This is a genomic window from Paraburkholderia sp. (assembly GCF_047605525.1).
Classification (GTDB): domain Bacteria; phylum Pseudomonadota; class Gammaproteobacteria; order Burkholderiales; family Burkholderiaceae; genus Paraburkholderia.
Genome location: NZ_JASGFN010000002.1, coordinates 33,609 through 51,712, shown reverse-complemented (window position 1 = coordinate 51,712; position 18,104 = coordinate 33,609). Strand labels below are relative to the sequence as shown.

18 protein-coding genes and 5 riboswitches are annotated in these 18,104 nt (G+C 62.1%); of the genes, 3 read left to right on the top strand and 15 right to left on the bottom strand.

Annotated elements, in window-relative coordinates; translation table 11 throughout:
* Nucleotides 1-70: 70 nt before the first annotated feature.
* The 13 genes from QM685_RS02595 to QM685_RS02535 all read right to left on the bottom strand — a co-directional run bounded on the left by QM685_RS02595 (nt 71) and on the right by QM685_RS02535 (nt 13,028).
* Nucleotides 71-427, bottom strand: a complete 357-nt coding sequence (locus QM685_RS02595; protein WP_415112428.1) for a DUF190 domain-containing protein — start codon at nt 425-427, stop codon at nt 71-73.
* Nucleotides 428-453: 26 nt separating this feature from the next.
* Nucleotides 454-1,764 (bottom strand): voltage-gated chloride channel family protein, encoded by a 1,311-nt coding sequence (locus QM685_RS02590; protein ID WP_415112426.1) that lies wholly within the window; start codon nt 1,762-1,764, stop codon nt 454-456.
* A 78-nt stretch (nt 1,765-1,842) separates the two neighbouring features.
* A riboswitch (Fluoride riboswitch) is annotated at nt 1,843-1,913 on the bottom strand.
* A 162-nt stretch (nt 1,914-2,075) separates the two neighbouring features.
* A complete protein-coding gene (locus tag QM685_RS02585) occupies nt 2,076-4,079 on the bottom strand; it encodes a proton-conducting transporter membrane subunit (protein WP_415112424.1) in 2,004 nt (667 codons plus the stop codon).
* Nucleotides 4,069-4,878: an NADH-quinone oxidoreductase subunit NuoB gene (gene nuoB, locus QM685_RS02580; protein ID WP_415112422.1), complete on the bottom strand. Its 810-nt coding sequence runs from the start codon at nt 4,876-4,878 to the stop codon at nt 4,069-4,071. Before nuoB ends, QM685_RS02585 begins: the two co-directional genes overlap by 11 nt.
* A 30-nt stretch (nt 4,879-4,908) precedes the next feature.
* Entirely contained in the window at nt 4,909-6,372 is a 1,464-nt protein-coding gene (locus QM685_RS02575; protein ID WP_415112420.1) for an NADH-quinone oxidoreductase subunit C, read from the bottom strand.
* Nucleotides 6,373-6,392: 20 nt separating this feature from the next.
* Entirely contained in the window at nt 6,393-7,871 is a 1,479-nt protein-coding gene (locus QM685_RS02570; RefSeq protein WP_415112418.1) for a hydrogenase 4 subunit F, read from the bottom strand.
* A gap of 2 nt (nt 7,872-7,873) precedes the next feature.
* The gene (locus tag QM685_RS02565) at nt 7,874-8,554 is read right to left on the bottom strand and encodes a hydrogenase (protein ID WP_415112416.1); all 681 of its coding nucleotides are present in this window, start codon (nt 8,552-8,554) and stop codon (nt 7,874-7,876) included.
* Nucleotides 8,555-8,558: 4 nt separating this feature from the next.
* Nucleotides 8,559-9,506: a respiratory chain complex I subunit 1 family protein gene (locus QM685_RS02560; protein WP_415112414.1), complete on the bottom strand. Its 948-nt coding sequence runs from the start codon at nt 9,504-9,506 to the stop codon at nt 8,559-8,561.
* 229 nt (nt 9,507-9,735) lie between these two features.
* Nucleotides 9,736-9,807, bottom strand: a riboswitch (Fluoride riboswitch).
* Between the two features lie 50 nt (nt 9,808-9,857).
* Nucleotides 9,858-10,268 (bottom strand): DUF190 domain-containing protein, encoded by a 411-nt coding sequence (locus QM685_RS02555; protein WP_415112412.1) that lies wholly within the window; start codon nt 10,266-10,268, stop codon nt 9,858-9,860.
* Nucleotides 10,269-10,376: 108 nt separating this feature from the next.
* Nucleotides 10,377-10,742 carry a hypothetical protein gene (locus QM685_RS02550; RefSeq protein ID WP_415112410.1) on the bottom strand — a complete coding sequence of 122 codons (366 nt, stop codon included), beginning with the start codon at nt 10,740-10,742 and terminating at the stop codon, nt 10,377-10,379.
* A 35-nt stretch (nt 10,743-10,777) separates the two neighbouring features.
* Nucleotides 10,778-12,070, bottom strand: a complete 1,293-nt coding sequence (gene eno / locus QM685_RS02545) for a phosphopyruvate hydratase (protein WP_415112408.1) — start codon at nt 12,068-12,070, stop codon at nt 10,778-10,780.
* Nucleotides 12,071-12,162: 92 nt separating this feature from the next.
* The gene (gene ppa, locus QM685_RS02540) at nt 12,163-12,699 is read right to left on the bottom strand and encodes an inorganic diphosphatase (protein WP_415112406.1); all 537 of its coding nucleotides are present in this window, start codon (nt 12,697-12,699) and stop codon (nt 12,163-12,165) included.
* Complete coding sequence (locus QM685_RS02535) at nt 12,699-13,028, bottom strand: DUF190 domain-containing protein (protein ID WP_415112404.1); 330 nt, start codon at nt 13,026-13,028, stop codon at nt 12,699-12,701. Before QM685_RS02535 ends, ppa begins: the two co-directional genes overlap by 1 nt.
* Nucleotides 13,029-13,198: 170 nt before the next feature.
* A riboswitch (Fluoride riboswitch) is annotated at nt 13,199-13,270 on the bottom strand.
* A gap of 137 nt (nt 13,271-13,407) precedes the next feature.
* Nucleotides 13,408-13,474: riboswitch (Fluoride riboswitch) on the top strand.
* A 115-nt stretch (nt 13,475-13,589) separates the two neighbouring features.
* Here QM685_RS02535 and QM685_RS02530 point away from each other — a divergent pair.
* Both QM685_RS02530 and QM685_RS02525 read left to right on the top strand, forming a co-directional pair.
* Nucleotides 13,590-14,060 carry an HAD family hydrolase gene (locus tag QM685_RS02530; RefSeq protein ID WP_415112402.1) on the top strand — a complete coding sequence of 157 codons (471 nt, stop codon included), beginning with the start codon at nt 13,590-13,592 and terminating at the stop codon, nt 14,058-14,060.
* Between the two features lie 14 nt (nt 14,061-14,074).
* A complete protein-coding gene (locus tag QM685_RS02525; RefSeq protein ID WP_415112398.1) occupies nt 14,075-14,620 on the top strand; it encodes an inorganic diphosphatase in 546 nt (181 codons plus the stop codon).
* 40 nt (nt 14,621-14,660) lie between these two features.
* On the opposite strand, the gene QM685_RS02520 is transcribed toward QM685_RS02525, so the two are convergent.
* Complete coding sequence (locus QM685_RS02520) at nt 14,661-16,217, bottom strand: MutS-related protein (protein ID WP_415112396.1); 1,557 nt, start codon at nt 16,215-16,217, stop codon at nt 14,661-14,663.
* The gene (locus QM685_RS02515) at nt 16,214-17,749 is read right to left on the bottom strand and encodes a MutS-related protein (protein ID WP_415112394.1); all 1,536 of its coding nucleotides are present in this window, start codon (nt 17,747-17,749) and stop codon (nt 16,214-16,216) included. Before QM685_RS02515 ends, QM685_RS02520 begins: the two co-directional genes overlap by 4 nt.
* A 169-nt stretch (nt 17,750-17,918) precedes the next feature.
* Nucleotides 17,919-17,983: riboswitch (Fluoride riboswitch) on the bottom strand.
* On the opposite strand from QM685_RS02515, the gene QM685_RS02510 reads away from it, so the two are divergent.
* A complete protein-coding gene (locus QM685_RS02510; protein WP_415112392.1) occupies nt 17,976-18,104 on the top strand; it encodes a hypothetical protein in 129 nt (42 codons plus the stop codon). Its footprint overlaps the riboswitch before it by 8 nt.

Below are 18,104 nucleotides of genomic sequence, written 5' to 3'. Positions count from 1 at the left end.
GCGCTACTCCGGATGCATCCGAATATGCAACTGCACGAGCCAGCGGCTCACCGTGTCCGCGGACCCCCGGTCATCCTTCGACCGCTGCCCTTTCGCAGGGAAGAAAAACGGCGCGCACGTTTTGCAGGCCCTTGCCATGCGTGCCCCAGAACTCCCTCACCTTGCTCTCGAGATCGATCAGCTCGATGCAATGCGGGAAGCGATGATGCGCAGCCTCGACGTGCTCATGGTGCAGCCGGTCACCGTTCAGATAACCCGCATGGACACGATGCAATACGGCCTGCTCGATCCCCGCGCGCTTGGCATGACTCAATAGATGGCGCGCCAGGCTCGGGCGCGTGATCCGTTGCCAGAAGCGTTTCGGGTGATGCGCATGCGCGCGCTCGGAGTGATGGAAGTACAGGCGAAGCGAAATCAGTTTAGACATGGTTTTTTCGTAAATGGAATCTGGAGTCACGACTGGGTCGGCGTGGCAGCCGGGGCACGACGCGCGCGGCGCAGTGCCGGAATGTCGGAAAGCCGCATGCCGGCAGGCAGCAGAGGATGTTTTGCGTGGCCCACGCGCTGGGCGCGATAGATGCCGGTATGGCCGGAAAAGAGATAGGCCACGACACAGGCAAGAGCCGCGTAGACCGCGATGTCCGAACCGAACAGCTCGATTGCCATGATGGTGGAAGCGATCGGCGTGTTGGCCGCGCCGGCGAAGACGGCAACGAAACCGAGACCGGCCAGCACGGGGATCGGCAACGCGAGCACGTGCCCGAGCGCGTTGCCCAGCGTCGCGCCGATGTAGAACAGCGGCGTCACCTCACCACCCTTGAAGCCGGATGCAAGCGTCACGGCGGTGAAAACGAACTTGCCGGCAAAGTCGTAGACCGGGACCGGCCCACTGAAGGCCTCGACGATCGTGGGAATGCCCAGACCCAGATACTGCGGGACGTTGAGCGCGAGGCCCGCGATAGCGACGATCGCGCCACCGAACAGCGGTCTTGCCGGAGCGTAGCTGATCCTGCGCTTGATGAAGGCGGCAAGAGCGTGTGTCGAGTCGGCGAAGAGCATGCCGACGACACCGAAGGCAATGCCCGCGACGATGACCGAGCCCAGACCCAGGGCGGTCACCGGAGGAATGAACGGAATGCTGTAGACGGTATGGTGAATGCCCCAGACGCGGCAGACCTGATCGGCCACGAGCGACGACGCGATACACGCGAGCAGCGCGTCATAGCGAAGGCGCCCGATGGCCAGCACCTCGAGTCCGAAGATCGCGCCGGCGAGCGGCGTGCCGAAGACGGACGAAAATCCGGCTGCGATGCCCCCCATCAGGAGAATGCGCCGCTCCTCCCGGTTCAGCCCGAACAGCGCGGTGACCTGGTCGGCGAGCGCGCCGCCCATCTGGACCGCCGTCCCTTCGCGCCCCGCGGAGCCACCAAAGAGATGAGTCACGACAGTGGCGATCAGAACGAGGGGCGCCATGCGCTTCGGAACGATCTTCTGTGGATCGTGGACCTCGTCGATCAGCAGGTTGTTTCCACCTTCGACGGACTGGCCGACACGGTGATAGACCCACCCCATCGCAAAGCCCGCGAGCGGCAGGAGCCACAGCAGCCAAGGGTTATCGAGGCGGATATCGGTTGCGCGATCAAGCGCGTACAGAAAGACAGCGGATGCGGTGCCGGCAAGTGCGCCGAGTAGGCAGGACAGGAGCAGCCAGCGTGCCATGTACGGCAACATCGCCACCTGCTCCAGAGACTTCAGGTTTTTCATGTTTTCCAGGTTTGAAGCTTTATCAAACCTGGGCGACGGAGAGCACGGCACGGACGACCTACGACCTCCTTCACCCAGGAACTCGTAGGCATCATCAGCCGCTAAAAGGACGCGACGGTTACCGGAGGCATGCCATCTCCGAAAGCCGTGCGATTGTAAGGACGAAACTCTCCCCCTGCAACAGCATGTCGCAAAAAAAGGACGCACAAACACTCTCCTTCGCGCCCGAACAGACGCGTAAATGGAGTACGTCCGAACCGCCCGGCTAGCCCGAAAAATCAGGCATGCCGCCGGCTACAGTGAGGGAGACGCTACAGGAGCGTGAGAAAAAGAATGGCGATCAACAAACCCCCTATCAACGCGAGGTAAAAATTCAGGTTGCCCGACTGCAATGCGCGCAACTTCTCCGCGCAAAAGATCACGACGCGAACCGCGGGATCGAATAGATGCCGTTCGAACAGGTCGGTCACGCCCGCGGAAAACACCAGCCGCTTGATGAAGTACTCGCGCTGCTCATGCTCGCGCGTGGTACTGATGGTCGGCTGATACACGAAGCTGTAGAACGTGCGCATCGCATTCGAGAAGGTCAGCGCGGTCGTCATCGCGTCCCGCTGGTTCGTCGTCATGCCGCCGAACCACACGGGTACGCGCCGCACGGCGCGACGCTTCGTCAGCCACAACAACGCGATAGGCAGGATCGCAAGCAGCGGCATCACGATGATCAGTTTCGATGGCGAGATGAAGGCAAACTTGTCGGTCAGCGGAACGAGCAACCAGCCGGCCACCATCGCCTGCGGGCTGTTCGCGTTGAACAGCGCCTGCGCGCCGGCCGCCAGTACGTTGAGCCAGAGCGGCGCGCCCACGGCCACGGCAAGCACGCAAAGACCCAGGATGCCGACCGAGATCGCGTTTGCCCGCGGCACCAGTGGCGTCACGTCGACGTCCGGCAGCCCCAGCAAGCCCAGTCCGAAAACCTTCACGAACGTGGCCAGCGCGACGGCCGCCGCGAGCGCGAGCCCCGCGCCGGCGAGCACAAGCACGAGCCTTCCGATGAACGAAGACAGGTGGAAGCCCTGGAAGACGGACTGGAACACGTACCATTCACTGACGAATCCCGCCTGCGGTGGAACCGACGCGAGACTCATCACCGCGAATACGGCACCGAGGCCGAGTAGAAAGCCGCTGCGTTTCAACCACCCATGCTGGACGATGTCGTAATTGCCCGACGCAAGAAAAACACCGTCGGCGGTGAGAAAAAGCGCCCCCTTGGCGAGCGCGTGCCCCGCAAGGTGAAGCAGCGCCACCGTCCAGGCCAGCCCGGCCAGATCCGCAAGATGATCCGCGCGAAAAAGTTGCGTCACGCCCAGCATGACGATCGCGATCGACGCATTCTCTGCCGACGAGTAGCTCAGCAATGCGCGCCAGTCGTCCTGCTGGAACGCAAAGAGCACGGCCAGGATCGCACTGACAACGCCAAGCGCAATGGCAATCACGCCGAGCCCAAACGCCGTACTGTCATGAACGGCGACATTGAGCCAGCTATTCCATCCACGGCTCAATGCGAAGTACGCGGCATTGAGCACGACACCGGAGAACAGCGTCCCCGTCGCGCCGCTGCCGCTTGAATAAGCCCGTGGGAACCACTCGTAAAACGGCAGCATGCCGAGCTTTGCGCCGAACCCGACGAGCAGCGCAAGCCCTGCAAACCATGTCACGACGTCGCCCGACGTCGCGGCACCGCCGACGAAACGCTCAAAACCGATTCCCCCCGCGGCATGGTCGAGCAGGATGATCGCCAGCACCAGCGCGACGGCCCCCACCTCCAGAAGCGCGAGCATCAGCAATACCGGCTTTGCCTCGTTTTCCTCGGCACGCTCGCCCGCGAGCATCAGTGCGCCACCGAGGCTCATCACCTCCCACGCGACCAGCAGCGACGTCCCATCCTGCAGACCGGTGACGCCGAGCGCGCCGAGCAGGCTGAACGCCGCGCCGGCGTACCAGCGGCCCGAGTGGCCGACGCGGCTCGCGAGCGGCGAGCCCAACCAGCAGGCCAGGATCGCCGGCACGAGTCCAAAGCCGAGCAGCCACAGGCCGGACGGTTCGATCGCGAACGCAACGGGGTGAGCCGCGAGAGAGAACCCCAGCAAGACGGGCGGCATGCCCACCGGCAACGCGACGAGACAGGCGAGCATCCCGACCAGGCAACCGAGGCCCAGCAATGCGCGGACGACCGCATGCACGGCGCGCAACGGAGACAGCAGCGCCGCGACGATCCAGGCCGTGACGGCGATGGCGAACAACTGGTTAGCGGTCAATTCGGCCTCCCCTCATTCGCTGCTCCGCCCGCCCGACGATCATCAGCAGCGCATGAATGAGCGCTGCCGGATTGGGCGGGCAGCCCGGAAGATAGATGTCGACGGGGACGACACCGTCAAGGCCGTTCCCGCATGCATAGTTGCCGCCCGAGACGCCGCCCGAGACCGCGCAGGTCCCGGTTGCGATGACCCATCGGGGCACCGGCATGGCTTCCCATGTTTCGAGAAGCGGTCCGTGCATCGCCTTCGTGACCGGTCCCGTTACCAGCAGCACATCCGCGAAACGCGGTGACGGCGTGAAGAAAATGCCGAGGCGGTGCAGGTTGTAGAACGGATTGTTCAACGCCTGAAGCTCGGACTCGCAGCCGTTGCACGAGCCCGCGTCCACGTGCCGGATATGCAGACTGCGGCCGAAGGCGCGACGCCCGCGCTCCACCACCTCGCGGGCGACACGTTCACTCATCGCGTCGTCCCATTTGAGATCGAGCCGTTCGCTGACGCCCAGCGCCCAGTCGGCCGATGCGGTAAAGGCGCCGGTGGGACACGCTTCCGTACAGCGCTGGCACACGATACAGCGTCCCCAGTCGACTTCCGGTGGCGCGGCTTCATTCCGCGGCGACCCGAAGCTGATCGCATGGGTGACACAGGACTGGACACACGCATCGCATTGCGGCCGGCATTTCGACGGATCGTAGCGCGGCATGCCGAGCACGCCCGGCTGCCCGTCGTCGTCGCCCTTCAACGGCCAGTCCGTGCTCGCGCTGCCTTCCTTGATTCCAAACCAGGTCCAGAGTGACATGGGATGTATTCCTCGAAACGCGTGTGACTGCTAGCGGGCACAGCCCGAAATCGTCAGGCCGAAACTTGCTTCGTTGATCGCGTAATCCATCATGTTGCTGTCGTGCACGGTCGACGGAAACACACGCCAGTTGGCAAACGACGGCGACTTGATTTTCACGCGCATCAGCCGTCCATCCGCACCGAGATGCACCGCATAAAGGATCGTGCCGCGTGGGGATTCCGACCACCCGAGCCCCTCGGCGCCCGCTGCCGGTGCGCATGCGGCGGATAGCGGGCCAGCCGGCAAGCCCTCCGCGATGACCTTGTCGACCAGCGCCACACTCGCACGCAGTTCGGCAATGCGAACCCGCATCCGGGCAAACGCATCCCCTTCCAGCGCTACCGCGACCTGTGGCTGCAGCGCGGCGTAGGCCGCATACGGATGGTCCCGCCTCAGATCGCGATCCACGCCCGAGGCGCGTTCAATCGGACCGGTCGCGCCCTGATCGAATGCCAGCTTCTGGCTCAGGGGCGCGGTGGAAATCAGACGGTCCAGGTGGCTGGTCGTCTTTTCGATCAAACCGATGTACTCGTCGATCCGTGGCTTCAATTCATCCAGACCTTCGTTGACGGCCCGCAGGTCGAGGTCATGCCGGACACCGCCCGGCCAGATCAGACTGCGCAGAAACCGGCTGCCGCTCGCCCGGCCGTTGATCTGCTTGGCCCGCTCTTCGAGCAGCTTGCCTTGAGCTTCGCCGACCTTCAGGGTCGTGGTGTGGCAGAGATGACCAAGATAGTGAAGGTGGTTGTAGATACGCTCGAGTTCCGCCGCGACCAGCCTGATCCATCTCGCGCGGACGGGCACCTCGCAATCCGCGGCGTCCTCGATGGCCTGCGCGTAGGCGAGCGCGTGCGCCACGCTGTCGATTCCCGTCACCCGCTCCGCAAGCAGGGTGGCCGAGCCGGCATCCATGCCTTCGAACTGCTTCTCCATACCCCGGTGCTTCAGAAACAGATTCGGGTGATAGTGCAGGATGCCTTCACCCAGGTAGTAGAAAATGAATTGCGCCGACTCCAGCACGTCGGCCCGAACCGGACCGAACGGCAGCAACTGCACATGCTTGCCCGATACCGTGGGCAGGGATGGAGCCGGCAGACGCGCCGCAATGCTCTCCCCGGTTGCGGCAGCCGGTTCAAGAGGGCCCCGCTCCGTGCGCGGCAGAAACGCCGTGACCAGCCTCTCGGGCTCCGGGTGGCCCGAAAAGGCAACCCCGCTCATTTCCATGATTTCGCGCTCGTGCCAACCGAGCAGCGGACTGATCGCCGCCAGGCTGGGCACGGGGCGCCCGTTCACTTCCACGCGCCAGCCACTGAACTTCTCCTGGTCGGGCAGCGTGAAGACATATCGAAGTTCGGCGTTCGACCCCGACGGATACCATGCATACACGCCCTGAAATCGCCCTCCGGCCGCGAGCTGCCGCTGCGCGAGCGCGGGTAGTTCGTCGGGCGTCACCGGCACGTACTCACAGTTGTTCATCGCATGCCTCCGCCGAGGTCCGCCGCGACCGTCTCGAAGAAGCGCCACAATTCCTGCGGCCACCAGACTCCCAGCACGAACACCGGCAGCAGCGCGAGCCACATCGGCAAGGTCATCCACGTGCTGACGTCGACGCCGTTCGTGACTGGCGCCGGCGCGCTGACCGGCGGGCGGGTATCGAAGTACATGGTCCTGAAGTGATTCAGGAAACCGATGAAGATCACGATCAGCAGCAACAGCAGCACGATGACCGCCCATGCGTTCGGCGTCGCGAACCCCGCGCGCATGAGCGCAAGTTCGCTCAGGAAGAGACCGAATGGCGGCGCGCCCGTGATCGCGACCGCGCCGGCGATCCACAACGCGCCGGTGACCGGAAAGCGCGACCATACTCCGCGGATCGCATCGATATCCTTGGTTCCATAGACCCGCATCACGTTTCCCGCGCCGAAAAACATCAGCGACTTGTTGAGCGAATGGTTGAGCATGTGATACAGCACGGCGGCGATGGCGAGCGGTCCACCGAATCCGAGGCCCAGCGCGAGTACCCCCATGTGCTCGACGCTGGAATACGCCATGAGCCGCTTGATCCCCTGCTGCCGCACGATGAAGAGCGCGGCGACGAAGAGCGAAAATGCGCCGAACGCGACGAGAACCGTCCGCGGCAGGAGCGATCCGCTCGCCGCATCCGTGACCGTCAGAAAGCGTGCGACGCCGAGCATCGCCGTGTTCAGAAGCGCTCCCGACAGCATTGCCGATACGGGCGCCGGCCCTTCGCTGTGGGCGTCGGGCAGCCAGGTGTGCATCGGTGCGAGACCGGCTTTGGTCCCGTATCCGACCAGCACGAGCAGGAAGGCGGTTTGCGTGAGCGCCGGACTCATGCGCGGCGCCGCGTGACGCAGCGTCTCCCAGGTCATGTCATAGGTAGGTCCCAGCACGAGGCTTCCCGCCCAGTAGAAAAGGACCGTGCCGAGAAGCGCGAGACTGATGCCGGCCGACACGACGATGATGTATTTCCATGCGGCCTCTATCGCCTCCTGGCCGTGTTCGAAGCCCACGAGGAACGTGCTGACCAGCGTCGTCAGTTCGATGGCGATCCAGTAGACGCCGATGTTGTTCATCAGCGGACCGCAGATCATCGTCGCGGCGAACAGCGAAAACAGCGCGTAAAAGCCGGGCAAGCGGGCTTCTTCCTCCCGTAGCAGGCGCATGTAGCCCACTGCGTAGATCGACGCGAGGCAATAGACGATGCAGGTGCACACGAGCGTCCACGCGCCGAGCGCATCGAACAGCACGTAGTCGTTGACGAACGTTCTTGCGCCGTCGGCATGCGCGACAAGCCACAGCGACGCCACGAGGCAGACGATCGCCGCCAGAAGGTTCGCGTACTCGGCAACCCGGCCATTCTGGCTGGCACCGGCCACCGCGGCGGACAATACCGGCGCAATCACGACAATCACGAGCCACGTTTCGATCATGATCACCCCACGAGGCGTCTGAGTTCACGGCTGCTCGTACTGCCCACATGGGCAACAAGATAACGAACGAGCACACCAAAGCTCACCACGATGACGAGCAGATCGAAAAGCAGCACGAGTTCGATCAGAAGCGGCATGCCGGGAACCAGGATCTGCGAGCCGAGGAAGATTCCGTTCTCGAGAACGAGCAGACCGAGCACCTGGCTGATGGCCTCCTGACGCACCGCGAGCATCAGAAAGCCGATGAGCTTCATCGACAGCATGACCGTGAGCGCGAGCACGACCACGGTACCGCCGAGACCGAGTGAGTTGCCGAGATGATTCGACACGACAAAGGCAAAGAGCACCAGTAACGCGCCCAGCACGAGACAGGAACTCGGCTGCAAGGTGACGTGCAGCTCCCGTTCGACGGACAGACGGGCGATGATCCGCCAGATGAGGTACGGCAGAACGAGGCCGCGAAAGAACGCGGTAAGCACCGCGACGAAATAGAGCTCGTGGTAATTGCCGTAATAGCCGACCGCGCCGGAAAGGATTGCGATCAGCCAGGACTCCGCCATGAAGGCGAGCAGATAGTCCTTGAGCCAGCGCGAGCCCAGCATCACGAACGCCAGAAGAAGACTGCCGATCGCGAGCAGGCTGAACAGCGACGCGGCGAGTGGACTCAGATGGGCGAGAAGCATCGGGTCACCGTAGCTGGTTGGCGGCGATGGCGAGCACCGCGAGCATGAAGGACGCGGCAAGCGGCTCCTGGTAGCGGAAAAAACGCAGGCGCGATTGAGCGGTTTCAACCACCACGATCACCAGCGCCACGACCAGCATCCGTGCGAACAGCCCGGCTGCCGCGGCGAGCGCCCCGAGCGCCGTGCCATGCTGCGAGAGTCCCCACGGCAGCGTAAGGACGTTGCAGAAGATCGTAAAAAGAATGAACTGCTTCATCATCGACGCCCACTTCAGCAGCGCGAGCAACGGACCCGAATATTCGAGAATACGGGCCTCCTCGATCATGTAGACCTCGATATGCGTGCTCGAATGGATCGGCAGACGGTCGGTTTCGACGAGCAGCAGCACGAAGAAAGCGAAGACGAGAAAGAGATGCGCCGGACTCCAGTAGACGGACGGCTGCTGCACCAGCAGGTGGTTGACGACGAACGGCAGCATGGCCTTGGCGAGCAGCGTGATGCCGACCAGCACGAGAATCAGCGTCGGCTCGACGAGGATGCCGAGCATCACCGAGCGGCTCGATCCGATACCGCCATAGGCGCTCCCCGAATCGAGACCAGCCAGAACGATCGCGAAGGAACCCAGCGTCAGAATGAGGCCGCCGCCGAGGATGTCACCCATGTCGGAAAGCGGCAACGGGAAATCGGTGAGGACCGGAATCAGGATCGGGACCGTCATCATGCAGGTGAACGCCACAACCGGGGCGCACCAGTAAATCCACGACGCGGTGTGAGGAACGACGATCTGTTTACGAAAGAGTTTGCGCAGGTCACGGTACGGCTGGAAGATACCGGGCCCGCGTCCGCGCTGGATGCGCTCCTCCCACTGGAGGATGACCCCCTGCAACAGAGGCGACAGCACGATAACGGTCACCACCTGGGCAATCTGGAGCAGGATGTCGCGTACGCTCATGGCCGCGCTCCCACCCGATGCGCGGCCCGAACGTCGTTCAGCGGAATGTCGCGGGCGCGCGCATGTGCCGGACACCGGAACGGCGCGGCACTGCGAAGCTCAACGCAGCAGGGAAGTTGCCATGAGAACTCGCCGGTGCATCCCATGTTGTTCGCTTTTTTCTGGCATAAATATGCCCGGGATGCTCGTGAATGCGAGCCGGCAAATGTCTACCGGCCCCGGCTTCCGGGGTCTGGTAGACATCATCAGCCGCGTGGGGAAGACGCGGCAGTTCAGGGAGGATGCCATCTCCGCAAATTTCAGTATCGAGTATAGGAGACCCCCCGATACATGCAAGCCCGCAAGCTTCTGCTAGTGCGCCCGCCGGTGAAAGAGAGAAAAATGCTTTGCCGCGTCGCCATGTCCGCTGTCGCCAAGCAGGCCGAATTCCACCGGCCAGCGTGTATAGAAAACGTGAACATGCTCGGCTTTCACCGCGTCGAGCATCCGGTCGGCCTCGTCTTCCGTGACGGCGAGAATGATCTGCACCGGCTGGTCATCGAGCCTGAGCATGTGCGCGGCGTGATGCGCGCCCGCATGCCCCGTTCCCTCCGCGCAATTGATGACCGTTGCACCATGAATGCCCAGGTGCTTTGCTTCATGCAGCAACCATTCGGTGACCGTATGATGACCGTGGCGGCGATTCTGCTCGGTATAGAAAGTAAGCTGGTAGCCGTTCATGTCTGCCTCCGTCAAACGACACCAGGATGCCGTCACGACCATGACAGCTCCGGGGACCCATCATCCCTCAAGTCATTCTAGCGCATGAAAACCGTACGATTTCATGCTGCGACGCAGCGAAACGTGCGCCTGCGCACCACCATCCGGATTTCACGGGGGATGGCCTGAATGGTTGTCCACCGCTCTCACAAAGCGGATGGCTTCGATAAACATCGGCGTAAGCTGCTCGAGCCTCTCACGCGCGACGCGCATCTCGACCCATTCGCGCATCACCGAACGTCCATACGGCTGAAAATAAAATGCGCCGCCACTCTCCACGAGACGCCGGGCGTAATCCGGCGGCAGCCTGATGCCGATTCCGCTGCCATACACACACAATACGACGTGATGTCCGATAAAAACGGCAGGATAGCCAAACACCGCCCCTTCGCGAACCGCCGGGTCGAGTTCCCTGACATGAATCAGTACTGCATCGAAAAGATCCCTGTCATGGAGTAACTTCGGTATGCCGTCCATGCCATCCTCCAACGCCGCACCGGGCACGCCGCTGTTCAGCGCCGCCGCCCGAATGCTTCGCGTCCTGCATATCTGGCCGCATTGCCCAGACTGCTTTCGATCGTCAACAGCCGGTTATATTTGGCGACGCGCTCGCCTCTCGCCGGTGCTCCAGCCTTGATCTGTCCGCAGTTCAGCGCAACGGCCAGATCAGCGATGCTGGTGTCTTCAGTGTCCCCCGACCGGTGTGCCACCATGCAGGAATAGCCCGCGGCGAGCGCCATACGCGCGGTGTTCAGCGTCTCCGTGACGGTACCCACCTGGTTGGGTTTGATGACGACGCAATTGCAGCACCGCTGGGCGACGCCCTTCACAAGAAACGACCGGTTGCTCACGAACAGGTCATCGCCGGCTATCTGCATCCGGTCGCCGAGTTCACGCGTCAGCCTGGCATAGCCATCCCAGTCGTTGTCCATCAGCGGGTCCTCGACGGAAACGAGCGGGTAGCGCTCGCTCCACTCGCGACACAATCCGCCCATGTCCTCCGCTGACAGGCCGCGTCCCTCCAGTTCGAGGCGATAGCGCCCGTCATGCCAGAGACCCGCCGCGGCAAAATCGACGGCCAGCGCGATGTCCTCTCCGGGACGATATCCGGCACGCTCGATTGCCTGCATCATCAGGTCGAGCGCAGCGACGTTTGACGGGAGCACCGGCACGAAGCCTCCCTCGTCACCCACGTTGGTAGTGCCGCGGCGCTCGAGCAAAAGGTCGCGTAGTGCGTGGTAGCTTTCCACTCCGTATCTGAGCGCTTCCCGGAACGTCGGCGCACCGAGCGGCACCAGCATGAATTCCTGCAGATCGGGGCCGCCTGTCCCATGAATGCCACCATCGAGCACGTTGAGCAGCGGTGTGGGCAGAACCCGCGCTTCATCGCCGCCGAGATACCGGAAGAGCGGGAGACGGCAGGCTTGCGCGGCCACGCGCGCACATGCCAGGGACGCGCCAAGCGTCGCATTGGCGCCCAGCCGACTCTTGAAGTCGGTCCCGTCGAGTTCGATCAGCACGGCGTCGATACGCCACTGGTCGTCCGCGAGCAGACCGATGAGGGCGGGACCAATCAACTCGTTGACGTGCCTGACCGCGGTCAGAACGCCCTTGCCCCCATACCGGCGCCGGTCGCCATCGCGTATCTCGACGGCCTCGGACTCGCCTGTCGAGGCGCCCGAAGGCACCGTTGCGCTTGCGTGTGATCCGTCGTCGAGAACGACAGTCACCTGCACAGTCGGATTACCCCGCGAATCCAAGACCTCTTCTCCGATCACGCGCGCGATCGACGCTGTCGTGGCCATCTCCTCGCTCTCCCACTGATAGCGACTCTCGCTTCCTTAACCATGCCGCGACTGACGAAACGCGGCGCGCGGGGGCATCTGACGTGGACGTCTCAGGGATGCGCGTCACGAAACGCCGCGACCGCACTCCGGATTGCATGGCAGGCAGCATCGAGATCGGCCCAACCCTCGAATTGCACCCACTTGCCCGGTTCGAGCTTTTTGTAATTCTCGAAAAAGAACTGGATCTGGTTGAGCATGTATTCGCCAACATGCTCGAGTTCCGTGATGCCGCGTGTCGACGGGCAAACGCTGTCGAGCGGCACGGCGATGACCTTTTCATCCGGCCCGGCCTGGTCACTCATGTTCATCAATCCGACCGGACGACACGCGATCAGAGACAGTCGTTCCAGCGGAAACGGCGCGATCACGATGATGTCCAGCGGGTCACCATCCCTCGCAAGCGTTCGCGGGATAAATCCGTAATTCGCGGGATAACGCATGCCGGCACTCATGATCCGGTCGACGCGGAGCAGTCCCAGTCTTTTATCCGCTTCGTATTTCACCGGTTCGCTCTGGGCCGGAATTTCGATGATGGCGTTGAGTTCCAGCGGTACATTGTCGCCGGCGGGAATTGCGCTGAAATCCATCACTGGTCTCCCTCTATTCCAAGGGTGTCGTATTCGATCGGCGCGCGCGTGTAAAACAGGCGGAGGCCGCCGTCCCGCAGTCGCGCGAGCAGTGCATCGATCTTTGCGTCATCGGCGATCAGCGTCACCGCGACAGGCTGGTCCGAGAGTTCGAAAAAGCGCGCCGCGTGATATCTTCCTCGCGCGTCGACCCCTTCCGCGACTTCGACGACCGTTGCGCCGACGATACCAGTGCGCCTCGCTTCATCGAGCAGCCATTCGACCACGGTCATGTGCTTGACCCGATGACTCTGATTCGCGGCATACAGGGTAAGCTGGCTTCCCTTCATCGGTACCTCCGGGCTGGGGAGCGAACTGCCATCAGGAAAAACCGGCGCGCGCACCCACCACGCCCCGCATGGCGTGGAAAAAGAACTGATCGCATGAAAAACCAGATTCGCAGATTGAACAAATCCGGGCAGCAGGACGCCTTGGCAACGCCTACGACATCCTGGACCCAGGAACCGTAGGCATCATTAGCCGGGCAACGCCGGCGGTTTGGTCAAGGAGGAATGCCATCTCCTTTTTTCGAGTGTAGCACGCACAATTTGCGCCCGCCACTGGCGGTCCAATGCGGATCCGCGGCAATCCGGACCTTCGTCCGCCATGCCTCGAAAGTGCGTCAAAACCCGATTGCGCAGCCTCCCGGCATTGGCTAGAGTGAGAACATAGATCTACGGAGATGGCATTCTCCGCCAACCGCCGGCGACGACCGGCTAATGATGCCTGCAGCCGTCCGGACATCGGGCCGCGCTGTTGTGCATTTCGCCTCCCCATGCTCCGATGACACGTGTATTCGCCGGATTGCGCCGTGGCGGATCGTTTCCCACGTGGCGCGCAAGGAGTGACGGATGATCGTGATAGACATCCCGGGGTTTCGCACCCTGAACCTGGAGCATCTGGTCCTCGACTTCAATGGAACACTTGCCGTCGATGGCCGCCTGCTCGACGGCGTCGAGTCGCGTCTGGCGGCGCTCGCCAACGAACTCGATCTTCATGTGGTAACGGGCAATACCTACGGCGACGCGCGCGATCATCTGCGCGGCTGCCCGGTGGAAGTCGTGTGCCTGCCCGCCGCCGGGCAGGCGCTGGCAAAAGGCGAATACGTTCGGCGCCTGGGTCCTGACCGGGTCGTCGCGATCGGCAACGGGCGCAACGACGCGTTGATGCTCGAACAGGCAGCACTGGGCATCGTGGTACTCGGCACCGAAGGCCTCGCGAGCGGCGCCCTCGAGGCTGCCGATGTCGTCGTGCGTCATGTGGTAGACGGATTGGGACTGCTGTTGCGTCCCAAGCGGCTGATCGCAACGCTACGAAGCTAACTGGAGAAACCGCGATGGACTACGACGGCATCGGCGCCGGCAGCAATGTTCCCGCATCGTTCAACGTGATCATTGAAATGTCCGCCTTCGGAGAACCCGTCAAGTACGAGGCCGATCCACGCTCCGGGCGGCTGCGCGTCGAAACCTTCATGATGACGAGCATGCGGTATCCGGCCAATTATGGGTTCGTGCCCGATACGCTTGCGCCGGACGGCCGGCCCCTGGACGCGCTGGTGGTCGCGCCATTCCCGATCGTGCCCGGTGCCGTCGTGGAAGCGCGAGCGCTCGGAACCATGCATCTGACGGACGAACGCGGTCCCGATGCCAAGCTCATCGCCGTCCCGGTCGACACGGTCTGTGCGTCGAGTGCCAACCTCCTCTTGCTGGACGACCTGCCCAAACTGCTCCTGCATGAATTCCGGCACTTCTTCGTCAACTACAAGGTTCTCGAGCACGCAAAGTGGTCGCGCTTTGAACACTGGGGATCCGTCGACGATGCGGCAAGCGAGCTGCTTCAGTCGATTGCGGCCTACCGTGAGGCTGCCGCGCGTTCATCCTGACGATGACGCGCCCGCGTAGTCCTTTTCGACCATTGAAGTCTCAGGTCTCGTCCACCCTGGACAGCATTCCATTCTCGCCTGCCGTTTCCTCGCCGGCGGCCTGCGCATCGCCGAAGATCTGCCGGTACAGATCCTCCCCGAAGCTCGTCTGCAGCGGTTCGGCTTCAACCAGCCTGAACGTCCGTACACCATCGTCCCGCCTTTCGGCGCGCAGGAACATTTTCGGGTGGGGGTCCTCCGCATGAAGGCCGTTCGCCAGAGTGAAAAGGTGCGTCACGAGAACGACCTTCACATGGTGATCGAGCAATGCATCCACGATTTGCCGGCCGATCTGCGAGCCTTCACGCTCGTTCGTCGACGCAAACGACTCGTTCGACAGGAACAGTCCGTTTTCGACCAGGTGATCGACGACCTCGCTCATGCGTTTGAGCTCTTCGTCGAACTTGCCGCCGTGCATGGTCGCGTCTTCCTCGCGCTTGTAATGCGTAAAGATCGCATTGGCCACATTCGCTTCGAATTCACTCGCGCCGACGAACATCCCTGCCTGGAGAAGAATCTGGGCGATGCCGATGCTGCGCAGGAACGTCGACTTCCCACCCTGGTTCGCACCGGTCACCACGATGAGATCCTTGCCGTTTGCGTCCGCGTCGTTCGCCACAGGCGCCTGATCCATGCGCAACGCGAGGCTGACGTCGTAGAGCTGCTGATAACGATGCTTGCGCTCCCCTACCGCGTGCGGTACGGGAAAGCAGACGGGCATGCCACGGCGCAGCAGTTCGTTGCGCATGTTCAGGCACCCCAGATAGAAACCGAGCTCCGCCCGAAGCATGAAGAAGAAGCTCTTGATGTGGTCGGCCGACTGCGCCAGCGCATTGGCCACGTGGTTGACGCCGCGGGCCTCGAGTTCGCTTAGAGCGCGCGCGCCGTTTTCATCCCGGTCCGGAATATGGAACGTGCGGGAAGGCGGGCCCTTTGCGAACAGGCGCCTGAAAAAATTCGGATCCTTGTCGTGCGGCTTGCGCAGAATGTAATTTTCACCCTTGTTGCCGCGCCCGGGCCTGGAGCTGATCAGCACGCCGTCGCTGAACTTCAGCTCTTTCAGACACCGCGTTATGGTCACGAAATAGTCGTCGGTCAACTCCTCCCGTACCATGCCGTAGAAGCGGCGGAATCCGGGTGACTGGAACTGTCCGATATTGTCGTCGGCCACGCGGCGCAGCCTGCCAAGAATGACGAGGAAGGCCTGGACCAGATCCCGCGCGCTGTGCAATACGCTGCTCGGCGAAGCGGTGAGCCCCCAGTAGAAGCTTTTCCTCTCCACCTCCAGCGCCTCCACAGCGATTTCATAAAGCTGTCTTACGATGGCCTCATGTTCGATGCAGTCCTTGAGCACCGCCTGCCGGTACAGTATGTCGTCCAGGTCGCTCAGGCTAAAGGGAACGACTTTCCTCGCCGTGTCATACAGGTATTCGTCGCCGGCCGCCATCGCCAGGTAAAGGGTGTTGAGCTCCAGATCCTGGTTCAGTGTCCGTTCATTCCAGAGTTCGTCGCGACGCCAGGGAAAATCACTCGCGTCATAGAGCAGGTAGGCTTTCATGATGCGAGACGCTCCTTGATGCGTTCATACGTGAGACCGTATTGCTCGGCGACGGAAAGCGCGTACGCACGCCCATCCGCCGGACGCCTGCGGACCCGGAAAGTACGCACCGAAAGATTATTGGGGTTGATCTCGCTCACCATGCTCACGGTTTGCGGCCCCAGCCGGGCGAGTTCCTCGATGAACGTCACGCACACGCACAGTGCGTCCCGTTCCATGATCTCACTGATAATTCTGCGGCAGAGAAATAGCGCGTCCGCGAGTGTCGTCGAACTGAAGATCTCGTTCATCAGGATGATGCTATTGGAAGTAGAGGCCCGCAGGATTTCATGCATGCGCATCAGGTCGTCCTGAAGCTTGCCTCGCATATCCAGGGTGTTTTCCTCACGCTCGAAGTGCGCGAAGAGATGATCGTAAAGAAACAGATGGGCATTGCGCCCCGGAACCGGGCACCCCAGCCGGCCAAGAAAATGAAGTTGCCCGAATGTTCTGGCAAACGTCGTCTTGCCGCCGTTGTTGGGTCCCGATACCACGAATATGCGCTCCGGGCCTTCGAGATACAGATCATTGCAGACGACCCCGACCTTTTCGGCGCAAAGCTTGTGGGCGAGTACCAGATCGAATGTGCCCTCGCAGCGTATAGCCTTCGTCGCCCTCGATACCACCGGATAACTGAACTGAAGACCCGCCTCACGACATAGCTGGATGTAGCCGCGATACGCGATGTAAAACTCTATTTCCCGGTCGAACGCCGCAATCGTCGAATCAAGGAAATCGGCATGATTGGTGTGAAAAGCCGCAAGCAGCATGAACGGCGGCGAATTGAGTTCTGCAACGCAGTCGAGTATCTGCGCCTCGACATGATTCATCTCGGGCCAGTCTTTCTGTTCGACACGGTGGTCCTTGACTTCACCCTGCTTGAAGCGTTCGAAAATATGCAGCACGTAAGCGCCGTAGTCTTCCTCGTCATCGTAATTCAGGACCGTGACCGCGCTTCCATTAAGGCGAATGCAGTAGCGCACGCCTGCCAGGGCAGTCCGTACCTCGTTCAGGTCATTGCCGAGCGTCACGAAGGCTTCGGACTGAAGATATCCCGTGAGCCACGCGCTGAAAGCGTTCAATCCCCTGGAGCTGGGGCCCGCCGCGCGTAACGCCTCGCAAAAGGCCTGCATGCCCTTGCAATACTGAGACGTAGCCTCCAGGAACCACCACTGTTTCTGCCGCTGGTAATAGAGCCTCCTGGCCTCTCCGAGACTCGCGCGCATTTTCCGCATCGCAAGAGCGAACGCCTGAACCGCAAGTAGCACGGCCTGACTGTCGAGGTCCTGCATGACCTCATGCCGATAGATCACCGCGCTCTCGCGGCTCAGCTCCGTATGAAAAAACGGCGTGAGGTTGTATTCGTCGAATCCGCGCGTGGCTTCGCTGACGAATTGATCGAGATTGAGGTCGCCGAAAAACGCCGGTTGCTCGACGTCTCCGGATGGCGGCCCGTCTTCGGGCGTCTCGAAGAGGATGCTGTGGAACTCCATCCTGTACCCCCTGTTCACCGCTCGCAGGCGTGGCTGACACGCGCACGTTCGCTTCCGGCCAACTGGACTGGCCGGAACGGGTTGCTGGAGAACCGGGAAGCGCCGCAATCTCGGCGCGGACACAGAGGGAGTGACGCGCTTCGCGCGCACGCCTACAGTGCCTCTTCCCAGGCCTGTAGGCATCATTAGCCCCGTGGGGCAGTTGTTGGGAGGAATGCCATCTCCCGTGGCTAGTCTACGCTGGCGCCATCTGGCTTACAAGTATGGCCAGTACGTCAAGGGGCACATCCACACCCGCGATTGGAACACCAGCGCGCGTTGCCCGCAAATCTCGGACTATCGCTATGACCTGTAG